The sequence below is a fragment of the Streptomyces sp. NPDC031111 genome (genome assembly GCF_055570675.1).
The window spans coordinates 345,827-357,305 of sequence record NZ_JBVIGS010000005.1 but is presented as its reverse complement, the minus strand read 5'-3'; the positions used below and the strand labels follow the sequence as shown (position 1 = coordinate 357,305).

Here is an 11,479-nt window from a genome sequence, read left to right as displayed (position 1 = left end):
AGCATGCGTGCCATGTCGGACTCGCGGCCTCACCCGGAACCCTTCACCCCGCGGACCGAGTCCGCGACGCTCGACGACCTCCGCGCACGGCTGCGTGCGACGCGCTGGCCGGACACGCCCGAGGAGGCCGGCTGGTCGCTCGGGACCGATGTCGCCTACCTGCGGGAGCTCACCGCCTACTGGGCGGACGGCTTCGACTGGCCGGCCCAGGAGGCGGCACTCGCCCGGCTTCCCCGCTTCCGCGTCCGGCTCGGCGGCCTCGGCATCCACTTCGTGCACGCCAGGGCGGTCGCGCCGGCCGGCCCCGTCCTGCCGCTGGTCCTCAGCCACGGCTGGCCCGACTCGTTCTGGCGCTACTCCAAGGTCGTCCCGCTGCTGACCGATCCCGGCGCCCACGGAGCCGACCCCGCCGACGCGTTCGACGTGGTCGTACCCGACCTGCCCGGCTACGGACACTCCGACCGGCCGAGCGGCCCGCCGCTCGACTCCATCGCCGTCGCCGGCCTGTGGGCCGAGCTCATGGACGTCCTCGGCTACCCGAGGTTCGGCGCGGCGGGCGGGGACCTCGGCAGTCATGTGAGCCGTTACCTCGCACTCGACCACCCCGACCGGGTGGCGGCCGTCCATCGTATGGACGCCGGTCTGCCCGTCCTCACCGGCGACCCGGCCGATCTCACGGCCGAGGAGCGCGCCTGGTTCGACGAGGTCAGGGCCTGGGGCGCGAGCGAGGGCGCCTACGGCGCCGTGCACCGCACGAAGCCCCAGACCGCCGCGTTCGGACTCACCGACTCGCCCGCCGGGCTGGCCGCGTGGATCGTCGAGAAGCTCCGAGCATGGAGCGACTGCGGCGGCGACATCGAACGGAGCTTCACGAAGGACGAGATCCTCACCAACGTCACGCTCTACTGGCTCACGGGGACGATCGCGTCGTCGATGCGCATGTACCACGCGAACGCCGCCATCCCGCCCGAGCAACTCGCACGCCGGGTCGAGGTGCCGTCCGGTTTCTCGCTCTTCCGCGGTGACGTCGTCCGCCCGCCCCGCGCGTGGCTCGAACGCACGACGAACGTCGTGTACGTGAACGAACCCGCGCGGGGCGGTCACTTCGCACCGTTCGAGGAGCCCGAGGCCTACGCGGAGGAACTGCGCGCGTTCTTCCGCCCCTACCGGACGGCGACGGGCTGACGACACCCTACGGGCGCGGACTCACAGCCCGGAGACCTTGCTGCTCGCCGAGACCTCGTAGACGAGGGTGACCGTGCGCCGGCCGCCGGGGGCCAGCGGGACGTCCCAGCGGACGATGCCGTCCTCGTCGATCGTGTCGGGCGCGGGGGAGCAGGCGTCGCGGCGCAGCCGCACCTCCACCGCCGAGACCTCGGAGACCGGGACGCGCTCCCGGACGACGATCACCCGGTCGCCGTGCTCGCCCGGCGCGGAGAACCGGGAGAGGTGCAGCCGCACCGTGCGGGTGAGGACCGTCCGTTGAGTGAGTCCGGTGGTGTCACGGGTCTCCTCGGTGTGCCGCACGACCCGGTGGTCGTCCCGGCTGCCGAAGGCGAGCTCGACGGGGGCACTGGGGGCGGTGAAGTCGAGGGTGCCGCGTCCGCCGAAGCCGCTGCCGCCGATGAGGTCGACGGGCCCGGCGAGCAGCGCGTGCCCGGACAGGTTGTCGAACCGCACCACCTGACTGACCAGGGTCGACAGCTCGGGCGAGCAGGCGTACTCACTGCGGGCCGGCGAGGTGAAGGAGGAGAGCGGAACCCGGTGGGCACGGCCGTCCGAGGGCACGGAGACGGGCGCGGGGGAGTGGAGCACCCGTACCTCGCCGCCGTCGTCCACTCCCGGCAGCCCGAGCACGGGGGCGGGCCCCAGGTCCGCGATCTCCTCCTCCCGCAGATCGACGTGGACGGTGCGGCGCTCCGCCGCGGAGCGATCCTCCAGCGTCAGCCGGTCCTCGCCGAGCCGGGGCGGTTCCGTGGCCCGCGCGGAGCGGGCCGTCGACAGGGTCAGCCGTACGTTCGACCAGTCCTCGCCCGTGCGCTGCCAGACCGTCGCCTCCGTGTCCAGCGTGAGGGAGTCCCCGTCGAGTACGGCCCGATAGGCGGGGCGCCACAGCGCGCACGGGGTGAGGTGGCTCAGACGCAGCTCGGCCGGCCCGGTGGCCGCGGCATGGACGGTCAGCTCGATGTGGCCGACCAACTCGGTGGGTCGCGTCTCGGAGAGCTCCAAGGCCCGCCGCGTCTCAAGGAGTTCGGAGGCGACGGCGGTCAGCCGGGCCTCCACGGCGCGCAGTTGCTCGCCGTGCTCTTCGCGTTCGCCGTCCACCCGGTCCAGTTCCCGGGTCCAGCGGTCCCGTTCGGCCTCCCCGAAGCCGGCGCCCTCGCCGATCTCCCGCAGCAGATCGGCGGCGAGACGGCCGAGCAGATCGCGCCGGGCGTGCAGCCGGTCACGCCGCTGCTCCAGGTCCGTACGCTCCTCGCCCAGGGCCGTCAGATGGCGGCGCAGGGCGGAGTCGTCCTCGGCGGGCTTGGGCCCGCGCGGGGTCCACGTGCGCACGATCCGCACGTCCAGCACGGTCGCCGGGTGGTCGGCCGTCAGCTCGGCATGGAGGGTACGGTCGACCGCCGTCGCGCCGACCGGACCGAGCCGCAGCCGCTGGGTGCCGGCCCGCAGCTCCAGCACGGTGGTGCGCTCCACGTGGGCCCGGTCCTCCGTACAGGTGACGGCGGTGACGGGGAGGGGGATGGGCTCGGAAGAGGTGGACATGACTGTGTCAGCTCCTGCGGTTGCCGCCGGTCAGGGCCTTGCCGGCCGGGATGCGGATGTCGTAGCCGCCGTCGAGGGCGGCGGTGCCGCCGGCGGGCAGCTCGATCCGCCACAGGCGGGTGCCGGGCTCGTGGTGCTCCGGGCCCGCGCCCTCCTCGGGCGCCGTCCAGTCGGCCCGCTCCTCGATCCGGACGTCCGGGTCGGAGGTGACGGGCACGCGCTCGCGCACCTCGACGGAGACGGGCACCGCGAGCCGGTTGGCCAGCTCCACGTGGACGCGGTGCTCCAGCACGGTGACGTTGTTGCGCAGACCCGAGGTCGACTCGTGCAGATTCGTACGGCGGGTGACCCCGATGGCCTCGGCCGGCCCGAGCCCCACCCGGCACACACCGCCCGGGGCGAGGGTGGGCAGGGCGGTGGTCAGCACGTAGTCCTCGTCCACCCCGACCTCCACCGGGCCGGCCAGCAGGGCCTGATCGGTGGCGTTGGACAGCACCAGCGTCGTGTACACGGTCTGCTCCACGGACGGTACGCAGATGTACTCGGTGCGCAGACCGACCGGGATCTCGCCGACGGTGACGGTGTGCCAGGTGCCGTCCGAGGGAATGTCGGCGGGGGCGGCGGCGTCGAACCGGTGGTCGAAGGACCCCGCCGACTCACGGGGCCGCACGGCGTGTCCGGGAAGGCGCAGCGCGGCCACCGTCTCGGCGCGGCGGCGGTACTCGGCGGTCACCGGGTCGAAGCCGGCGCCCGGGAACAGCCTGCCCCGGCGACCGTCCGGCTCCTCCGGGCCGCACAGGACGAGCGCGGTGTAGTCGAGTTCGGCGCCGTCCGGCTGGGGAGGACCGGCCGCGGGCGCCGTCGGTGCGGACTCGACGGGAGCCCCGGGCGCCGGGGGTGGTGCCGCCCCGGGAGCCGCGGGTGCCAGTGGGGCGCGGGCGGCCGCGGGCCGGGCGCCGGTACGGGGCTTGCCGCGCGGCGGGGACATGGACGCAGGCGCGGAGGCAGCGGGGGCACCCCCGAAGGCCGCCTGGGGGAAGGGGCCCTCCGCGCCACCGGGCATGGGAGGCGGGGCGGGCGGCCCGCCGTAGGCCGGCGGTGCGGGCGCGGGCGGCAGGGGAGCGGAGCCGGCTACGGCCGCCGAGCGTGAACCGCCGGTGTCGGGCCGGGGACCCGCCGTGTCGAAACCGGCGAAGAGGTCGGTCAGCCCGGCCGGTGGTTCACGCCAGCCCGAAGGGGCGGGAGCGGGCTGGCTGCGTCCGATCCGGACCGAGCGGAGCCGGGGCAGATCGGTGCGCCGGCGCAGGTCGGCGGTGGCCAGGGCGATCCGCACCCCGGTCCAGTCCTCACCCGTGCGCTGGGCGACCGAGGCGCGCAGCAACAGGCTTCCCGAGCCCTCGCCCTGACGGTGGGTCAGGCGGTACGTGGGCACCCAGACCGCGCCGGGCACCCCGTACTCCACCTCCACCTCCACCTCCGCGTCGCCCGCGCCGTCGAGTGTGAGGACGGCGCACGACGAGCGGGCCACGTGGGCCGACGGAGCGTCGTCGGAGGCACGGGAGAGCCTGTCCTCCGCGACGACGAGCTCGTGCTCGACCTGGCGCAGCTCCTCCTCCAGTTCGCTGAGTCGGCGGTGCAGCCCGGTCAGGCGCTCGTCGACGAAGTCGGAGAGCTCCAGCCAGGCGTCGACCGGGGTGCGGCGGTGCGGATCGTCCCGTCGGCGGGCCGGCGGCACCGGACGCAGCGCCCCGACCTCCTCGATCAGGCCCAGTTGCCGGTCACGGCGGCCCCGCGCCGCCGCACAGTCGTCGAGCAGCCGCTCCACCTCGCGCTGCAACTCGTCGCGCAGCTCCGTGTCGAGGGCCTCGGCCTCCACCTCAACCCGGGCCTCGGTGACGCGTGCTCCGGACGCACCGACGACGCGGGCCCGCAAGGACTGCGGGTCGAGCGAGCGGGGGAGTCCGGCCACCCGTACCCGTCCGTCCGGCGGCACGGTGCCCCGGGCCAGGCGACGGCAGAGCGCGCCCTGCGCGTACACCACCACCGAATCGAGTGCCGACGCCCACCTCGGTGCCGTCCCTGCCGTCATGCGCTTCCCCACCCCGCCGTCTCGTGCCGAGGGCAGCCTACGCCGTGGCGCACGGCTGATCACCCCGATCCGTCACCTCGGGCCGGCCGCCGCCACACGCCGTCTCACCAGATCAGACACCAGTAGGCGCCGTGGTGTCCGATGCCGATACGGCTGTTCCACGGAACCAGGCCGGGATCCGGCTGCCCCACGGCCGCCATGGCGCAGACGGGGTCACCGACCCGCCCGGCGGCGGCCATTCGTCCGGCGGCGGCCGTCGCGGCCGACGAGGTGTACCACGTGGTGGTCACCCGTTTGCCGACGCCGCTCGTCGGTGTCGGTGTCGTGCGCTGCCGGGTGGGTGACGCCGGCGCGGAGGTCCTGACGGGCGGCGGCGACACATGAGTCGAGGGTTTGGGGCGGGTCGTCGGCGTTCGCGCCGAGCGCGAGTCCGAGGGCGCAGGTGTCGCGGCGGGCGGCGGGTGCTTGGGGGTGGCGGACCGGGGCGGGGGCTCGGGCGTCGCGGACCGGGGCGGGTGCTTCGGCTCCGCGGTCCGTGCCGGCGGCTTGGGCGCTGTGGATCGCTTCGGTGCCGGCGGCGACGCCGGTCTCGTCTTCGGGGGCCGGGCGGCCGACGTGCCGGTCGCGGTCGGGCGGGCCTCCGGCCGGCGGCTGTGCGGTGCCGGCTGACTGGCCGGCCGCCGGGTCGCCGGTGCGGGCTGCTCGGCCGTCCGTTTCGGGGCGGGCGGTACCGGCTGCGTCGCCTGCTCACGGGTCGGCCGGCCCGGCTCGGTGGTGGGCCGTTGGCCGGGCGGTACCGGCTGGGTCGTCTGCCCCCGGCTCGGTGGTGCGGGCTCGGTCGTGGGCCGTTGGCCTGGCGGCACCGGGCGGCTCGTCGGCCCCTGGCTCGGCGCGGTCGGCTGACGGGGCCGGGACGCGGTCGGCGTGGGAGACAGCGTGCGGGGCGGCGTTCCCGGTGCCGTGGTCGACGGCTCCGTTTCGAACGTCCACGACGGCAGCGGGTTGAGCGTCGGAAGGGACAGGTCGTTCGTGGCCGAGGGCTCGGGCCGGGGTGTGCCGCCGTCCTGCCCGACCAACACCCACACACCGATGCCGCCGAGGACGAGCACGGCGGCGCCGCCCGCGATCCACGGGGCACGCCGGGGTGGGCGTCGGTGACGGTTCATGGTCTCACTGTCCTACGGGACCTGGCGGGGTGCCTGTCGCGTCGGGCTGGATGCCGTGCCACCCGTCAGGTCGGTCCGCCCGTCCGGGTGACGCGCACGGTGTGCGGGGCGGGGTCCCGTCAGCCCCGTGCGTCGACCTCGCGCCAGAAGGCGTCGACGCGGGCGTTGAACACCTCGGGCGCCTCTTGGAAGGGCTGGTGCGCCTCTCCCGGCAGCACTTCGAATCCGGCGCCCGGGATCCTCTCCGCGACTTCCCGGCCGAGGCGTGGTGGCGTGGCGATGTCCAGCTCTCCGGCCAGGACGAGCGTCGGCACGGTGATCTCCGCGAGCCGGTCGAGCGTGTCGTGGCCGCCGAACCCGGCGAGCTGCCGCTGGAAGGCCTCGGTGGACTGGGGGTGGGGGAAGGCCAGCGCCTCGTCGATGATCCGGTCGACCGTTCCGTCCGCGTGCGCACGCGGTGTGTAGACCCACAGGTAGAACGCCTCGAGCATGGCCCGCTCGCTCGGGGCGCGCTCGGCCATCCAGTGCCAGAAGCCCGTCATGGTGCGGAAATAGGCGTCCGGCCGGGCGCAGGTGCTCATCAGGACGAGACTGCGGACGAGTTCCGGATGGCCCAGTGCCAGTTCCTGGGCGATGAAGCTGCCCCCGGAGAAACCGGCGACGTGGGCGTTCGGGACGTCCAGCGCGCGCAGGAGTGCCGCGGCGTCCTCGGCCATCCGGGGCACCGAGAGCGGCCCGTCGGGCAGCGGTGTGCGTCCGGCACCGCGGTTGTCGAAGGCGGTCAGGCGGTAGCGGTCCGAGAGCCCGTCGAGCTGTGACTGCCACGCCTCGGCGACATCGCCGAGCCCGGCGATGAGGAGGACGTCGGGACCGGTGCCCCGACGCTCGACCCAGAGGTCGACGCCATCCGCATTGATCATTTCGCCCACGTCCAGCCTCCCGGCCCGCGCTCGGCTTCCACGCCTCGCCCCACGGTCTCACAGCCCGTCGGGGCCGGCCTTACCTGACAGGTCATCGCGCCCCGACCCTCCCGGGTGCCAGGATCACGGACGTACGGAGTCGAACGGACCGGAGAGGACACCATGCCCGCCTACGCCATAGCCCATTTGCAGCCGGCCGCACCGCACCCGGATGTCGTGGAGTACATCGAGCGCATTCCCGCCACCTTCGAGCCGTACGGCGGCCGTTTCCTCGTGCACGGCACGGAGCACGAGGTGAAGGAGGGCACCTGGCCCGGGCATGTCGTGGTGATCGGCTTCCCCGGGATCGCGGAGGCGCGGACCTGGTGGGACTCGCCCGCCTACCAGGAGATCGCCCCGTTGCGCTCCCGGCACATCGAGGGGGACATCATCCTGGTCGAGGGCGTGCCCGACGGCTACGACTCCGCCGCCACGGCGAAGGCCATGCGGGAGACGTTGTCCGCCGACTGAGTCGAGGAAGTCCGGCACGGCGACGGGGCCGGCACCGTTCGGTGCCGGCCCCAGCGGCGGTCGGGCCGCCGTGCCGCGTGGTCAGCAGCTGAGGTTGCCGCCGGGATCGACGCCGAGGAGGCCGGCGAAACGCGTGTAGTTGTCGATGCGGCTCTGCACCTGTGCCGGGTTGCCGCCGTCGCACTCGAGGCTGCCGTTGATGGCACGAATGGTCTCGCCGAACCCGGCGCCGTTCACCATGGCGTCGTGCGGTGTCATCGTGCCGGGCCCGCTCTGGGTGTTCCAGTACCACAGGCCCGTCTTCCAGGCGACGGACGCGTCGTTCTGCACCAGGTCGGGGTTGTTGAGCAGGTCGACGCCGAGGGCGTCACCGGCGGCCTTGTAGTTGAAGTTCCAGCTCAGCTGGACCGGTCCGCGACCGTAGTACTTGTCGTTGCCGGCGGGGCAGCCGTACGGCTGGGTCGCGTCGCAGTAGTGCGGGTAGTTGGCGGTGTTCTGCTCGACGACATGGACGAGCCCGCCGGTCTCGTGGCTGACATTGGCGAGGAAGGCGGCGGCCTCCTGCCTCTTCACGGTGTCGCTGCCGGTGTTGGTGAAACCGGGGTAGGCGCTGAGCGCGGCGGTGAGCCCGCTGTAGGTGTAGAAGGGGTTCCGGTTCGGGAACATGGCGTTGAACTGCGCCTCGCTGACCACGAATTCCGCGGCGGCGGTGTGCCGGTCGGTCTTCTGGGCCGTGGCCGTCGGGGCCAGCGCGAGGGTGCAGAGGGCAGCGGCCGCGCCGGTGGCGGCCAGCAGTGGGAGGGTGCGGGGGTGCACGATATCGGCTCTCCTGCTCGGTGGTGGGGGGAAGACGCGCGCGTCGTGACCGGGCGGCGGTCTCCTGTCAGCCGCCGACGTTGACGTCGATGCAGGCGTAGAAGGCGTTGGTGGTGTCAGCCACGTTCCAGACGGCGAGGACCTTCTGCTGTCCGGTGAGTCCGCCGAAGTCGACCTGGTGGTTCACCACTTCGCCCGGCTGGGCCCCGCCGTCGTCGAACACGGCGATCCGCTGACCGCCGACGTAGTACTCCCAGGTGCTGGTCGCGTGGCGTGCGGTGAGCTTCCACGAGAAGGTGGTGTTCTTCGGGACCGGTGTGACGGTCCAGCCCTTGCTGTCGTCGTCCAGTTCGGCGAAGCGGCTGTTCCCGCCGCTGCAACTGCTCAGCCCCTTGGGGCCTTCGACGCTCTGCGGTTCGTAGGTGATGTCCCCGCAGGAGACCGTGCCCGCCGCGCACTGGGCCTGGCGGCTGGGCGGATCGGAGATGTAGCCGTGGGCGCTCGCCGACGAGGCGGGGAGGCTTACGGCGACCACGGGGGCGAGAGCCGCGCCGATCAGCGCGGCGGTCTTCTTGCTGGTACGCATGAGGAACTCCTTCACATCGGATCGTCCCCGGGGCGTGCGCGGTCAGGGATGTGGGGGACCGCGCACGCGACGGGACGACCGCTCGTGGGTGGGGCCAAGAGGCGCGAAGGTGGCGCGCACTCACCGTCCTCGCGGGGAAGTGGTCGGGGCCCGCGAAGGATCAACTCACAAAGCGGAGCGGTGAGTTCTGTTGGACTAGACCATACAAGCGGTAAGCGTGACCCTGTCAAGAGTGGGCGACGGCGTGCCCGGGGGCGTCTCGGCGGAGAAGGCCGGACAAGGACAGGGCGCCGGGCCCGAAGAAGACCAGGAGCAGGAAGCCCCAGCAGAACAGGGCCGGTGACAGGCCGCCGTTCTGAAGGGGGAACAGACCGTCCTTCTGGTGTTCGGTGAAGTACGCGAAGGCCATCGCACCCGAGCTGAGGAACGCCGCGCCGCGGGTCACGACCCCGAGGAGGATGAGGCAACCGCAGACGAGCTCGATCACGCCCGCGTACCAGAACGGCCAGTCACCCGTCGGGCTGGCCTTCCTGTCCAGTACGCCGAAGACCGTGGCGGCGCCCTCGCTGGTGAACAACAGGCCGAGGACAATGCGGAACAGGCCCAGAACGAGAGGCTGATGGCCGGCGAGCCGGTCGTTCAGGCGTGCGGTGCTCATCGTTGTGCACTCCTTGTATCGGTCGGTGCGGCACAGATGTGCCGCACCGGGGGTGACGCGGACGGGAGACGTCCGTCCTTCTCGTACGCAAGCGCTGGTCCGACGGTTCAGCCGCGGCACGCACCGGAACCGGAGCAGCGAGTCCCCGTATCTTTGACACGCACGGAGGACGGGTGCGCGGGTCATGCCGTCGGACCCTGGCGCGGGCGAAGGAGGCGGGGTGCCGGAGCGGAACATCGAGTTCGGCAAATACGGGGCTCGCGCCGCCACAACGTCGCCAGGTATCTGCTCGCACGCCTGAACCGCCGGGGCCGCGGCACCCGCGTCGAGTTCCACCCGCTCAACCAGTCCCAGGTCGACCGCCGGCGCCAGCGCGTGGTGTCGTTCCGCACTCTCAACGTGCGGCACTGGGACCGGATCGTCGACGCGTGGGCCAGGGAGGACGACCAGCTCCTGGACGACGCCTGGGTCAACGACGCCATGGTCGATCTTGGCTCCGAGTGGGGTCAGTACGAGTACGTCACCAACATTGGCTTCGCGGCCTGACCGTCGTCCGCGGCGGTACCGGAGCGCCCGGCCGAGTCCGCTTTCCTCGCGAACCAGCGATGCGGAATTCGCATGGTGTATGAGTGACGCCTGGTAGATTTGCTCTCATGGGTATGAGCCTCGACGAGAGGGTTCGGTCCGCGGTGGCGGCGCTCCTGCACGCGGCCGGGGAGTCGCAGACCGAGCTCGCCTCGGCCCTGGGAGTGAGCCAGGCACAGGTGAGCCGCCGTCAGTCGGGAACGGCGGCCTGGAGCCTGACCGACTGTGAGGCCGTCGCCGCGCACTACGGCATCGACGTCCTCGACCTCCTGGCTGGACCGACCCGGGCCGTGGAGGCGCTCCCCGTCGAGCGGCGCCGTGTTTCCGGCCGCCGGGTCGGCACCGTACGTCCCGCGGCCGTCGACGGAGGCCTGCGATGACTGACTTCGGTGCGATCGACGCGCTGCTCGCCGCGGCCAGGAAGGAGATTCCGCTGCGTCGCCCGACGAGCGGCGCACCCTGCGCGAGGAGCTGAACCTCTCGCGCGTCCAACTCGCCCGGGCCCTGGGCGTCAGCCCGTCGACGGTCGAGGGCTGGCAGTCCGGACGCGACCCGAGCGGCGATGTGCACGAGAAGTACGCGTACTTCCTCGAGGGAGCGAGGACGAAGCTGGCCGCCGGAGCCCACGCGGACCACCGGCCGTGCGGAGGCTTCCGGCCGCCGGCGCGGCCCCGAGCGCGGCGTGCGGGTCGTACCCGTGGGCCGTCGTCTGAGGACGGACGACGCGCCGGACCTGATCGGATCCGCGGTCGCCGCCGCCCTCGCCGAGCACTCCGGGGATGTGGAGGCGGCGACCGGGGCCTTGGTGAAGCGGGTGATCCCGGACGCGATGGCACTGCTGGACCACGCCATCGGCGACCACCACGACCGGCGCCGCGCCGGCGTGCACCTGATCACCCCGCCCGTCTGGGAACACGACGCCGTCCTGCCCAACCCGATCGGCAGCCGGGACGAGCCGGGGCCACCAAGGGCCTGCTGGAGAAGTTCCGCGTCGCGCTGAAGGACGCCCGGGACCGGGCGATCGCCGAGGGCGACGAGGTGACGCTGGAGTACGTCATGGCGATGTACTCGAAGTTCGTCTCCACCCTGGGGGAGTCGAACTACAACCGCGAGCTGTACCGCACCGACTGGATGCACCTCATCCGCTCCCAGGCCTTCGCGAACCTGTGGTGGAAGGCCCACCGCGCCGACGACGAGGGGCTGATGGTCGTCCGCGCGATGGGCACCGACGAGCTGCACGTCATCGGTGACTGGCGCGCCGTCTTCGCCGAGGGCCGCGGTGTCACCGAGGTGAAGATCAAGGACGTCTACGCCGTCGGCACTCCCGGGACGGCGGACCAGTGAGGCACCGCCCGTCGTCCTGAGGAGGAGCCGGCGCGCTCG

Annotated in this window: 12 protein-coding genes and 2 pseudogenes; 7 read left to right on the top strand and 7 right to left on the bottom strand. The window is 72.9% G+C overall.

The features are described from left to right. Window positions 1-12 precede the first annotated feature (12 nt). A complete protein-coding gene (locus ACZ470_RS14250; protein WP_468427157.1) occupies window positions 13-1,185 on the top strand; it encodes an epoxide hydrolase family protein in 1,173 nt (390 codons plus the stop codon). A 21-nt stretch (window positions 1,186-1,206) separates the two neighbouring features. Here ACZ470_RS14250 and ACZ470_RS14245 read toward each other — a convergent pair whose 3' ends face one another. From ACZ470_RS14245 to ACZ470_RS14230, 4 genes are all read right to left on the bottom strand, one after another. Beyond that, complete coding sequence (locus ACZ470_RS14245) at window positions 1,207-2,766, bottom strand: mucoidy inhibitor MuiA family protein (protein WP_468427156.1); 1,560 nt, start codon at window positions 2,764-2,766, stop codon at window positions 1,207-1,209. A 7-nt stretch (window positions 2,767-2,773) separates the two neighbouring features. After that, window positions 2,774-4,855, bottom strand: a complete 2,082-nt coding sequence (locus tag ACZ470_RS14240; RefSeq protein WP_468427155.1) for a DUF4139 domain-containing protein — start codon at window positions 4,853-4,855, stop codon at window positions 2,774-2,776. A gap of 104 nt (window positions 4,856-4,959) precedes the next feature. Then, window positions 4,960-5,145, bottom strand: a complete 186-nt coding sequence (locus ACZ470_RS14235; protein WP_468427154.1) for a hypothetical protein — start codon at window positions 5,143-5,145, stop codon at window positions 4,960-4,962. A gap of 995 nt (window positions 5,146-6,140) precedes the next feature. Further along, window positions 6,141-6,941, bottom strand: coding sequence for an alpha/beta fold hydrolase (locus ACZ470_RS14230; RefSeq protein WP_468427153.1), 801 nt, complete (start codon window positions 6,939-6,941; stop codon window positions 6,141-6,143). Between the two features lie 162 nt (window positions 6,942-7,103). Here ACZ470_RS14230 and ACZ470_RS14225 point away from each other — a divergent pair, with 162 nt between their 5' ends. Then, window positions 7,104-7,451: a DUF1330 domain-containing protein gene (locus tag ACZ470_RS14225; RefSeq protein ID WP_468427152.1), complete on the top strand. Its 348-nt coding sequence runs from the start codon at window positions 7,104-7,106 to the stop codon at window positions 7,449-7,451. An 81-nt stretch (window positions 7,452-7,532) separates the two neighbouring features. Here ACZ470_RS14225 and ACZ470_RS14220 read toward each other — a convergent pair whose 3' ends face one another. The 3 genes from ACZ470_RS14220 to ACZ470_RS14210 all read right to left on the bottom strand — a co-directional run bounded on the left by ACZ470_RS14220 (window position 7,533) and on the right by ACZ470_RS14210 (window position 9,511). Beyond that, window positions 7,533-8,267, bottom strand: coding sequence for a chitinase (locus ACZ470_RS14220; protein ID WP_468427151.1), 735 nt, complete (start codon window positions 8,265-8,267; stop codon window positions 7,533-7,535). A 67-nt stretch (window positions 8,268-8,334) separates the two neighbouring features. Then, window positions 8,335-8,853 carry a lytic polysaccharide monooxygenase auxiliary activity family 9 protein gene (locus tag ACZ470_RS14215; RefSeq protein ID WP_468427150.1) on the bottom strand — a complete coding sequence of 173 codons (519 nt, stop codon included), beginning with the start codon at window positions 8,851-8,853 and terminating at the stop codon, window positions 8,335-8,337. A gap of 226 nt (window positions 8,854-9,079) precedes the next feature. Continuing rightward, window positions 9,080-9,511 (bottom strand): DoxX family protein, encoded by a 432-nt coding sequence (locus ACZ470_RS14210; protein ID WP_468427149.1) that lies wholly within the window; start codon window positions 9,509-9,511, stop codon window positions 9,080-9,082. Between the two features lie 252 nt (window positions 9,512-9,763). On the opposite strand from ACZ470_RS14210, the pseudogene ACZ470_RS14205 reads away from it, so the two are divergent. The 5 genes and pseudogenes from ACZ470_RS14205 to ACZ470_RS14185 form a co-directional block, all read left to right on the top strand. Continuing rightward, a pseudogene (locus ACZ470_RS14205) lies at window positions 9,764-10,057 on the top strand (transcriptional regulator); the annotation flags it as partial. 107 nt (window positions 10,058-10,164) lie between these two features. Next, window positions 10,165-10,476 (top strand): helix-turn-helix domain-containing protein, encoded by a 312-nt coding sequence (locus tag ACZ470_RS14200; protein ID WP_468427148.1) that lies wholly within the window; start codon window positions 10,165-10,167, stop codon window positions 10,474-10,476. A 79-nt stretch (window positions 10,477-10,555) separates the two neighbouring features. Continuing rightward, window positions 10,556-10,615: pseudogene (locus tag ACZ470_RS14195) on the top strand (hypothetical protein); the annotation flags it as partial. Between the two features lie 178 nt (window positions 10,616-10,793). Continuing rightward, window positions 10,794-11,096 (top strand): hypothetical protein, encoded by a 303-nt coding sequence (locus tag ACZ470_RS14190; protein WP_468427147.1) that lies wholly within the window; start codon window positions 10,794-10,796, stop codon window positions 11,094-11,096. A 38-nt stretch (window positions 11,097-11,134) separates the two neighbouring features. Continuing rightward, entirely contained in the window at window positions 11,135-11,440 is a 306-nt protein-coding gene (locus ACZ470_RS14185; protein WP_468427146.1) for a hypothetical protein, read from the top strand. Window positions 11,441-11,479: the final 39 nt, after the last annotated feature.

Excerpts from the sequence above, each read along its gene's own strand:
- ACZ470_RS14225 (WP_468427152.1), top strand. The coding sequence starts at position 7,104 with ATGCCCGCCTACGCCATAGCCCATTTGCAGCCGGCCGCACCGCACCCG.
- ACZ470_RS14250 (WP_468427157.1), top strand. The coding sequence starts at position 13 with ATGTCGGACTCGCGGCCTCACCCGGAACCCTTCACCCCGCGGACCGAG.
- ACZ470_RS14245 (WP_468427156.1), bottom strand. The coding sequence starts at position 2,766 with ATGTCCACCTCTTCCGAGCCCATCCCCCTCCCCGTCACCGCCGTCACC.
- ACZ470_RS14200 (WP_468427148.1), top strand. The coding sequence starts at position 10,165 with ATGGGTATGAGCCTCGACGAGAGGGTTCGGTCCGCGGTGGCGGCGCTC.
- ACZ470_RS14240 (WP_468427155.1), bottom strand. The coding sequence starts at position 4,855 with ATGACGGCAGGGACGGCACCGAGGTGGGCGTCGGCACTCGATTCGGTG.
- ACZ470_RS14210 (WP_468427149.1), bottom strand. The coding sequence starts at position 9,511 with ATGAGCACCGCACGCCTGAACGACCGGCTCGCCGGCCATCAGCCTCTC.
- ACZ470_RS14215 (WP_468427150.1), bottom strand. The coding sequence starts at position 8,853 with ATGCGTACCAGCAAGAAGACCGCCGCGCTGATCGGCGCGGCTCTCGCC.
- ACZ470_RS14230 (WP_468427153.1), bottom strand. The coding sequence starts at position 6,941 with ATGATCAATGCGGATGGCGTCGACCTCTGGGTCGAGCGTCGGGGCACC.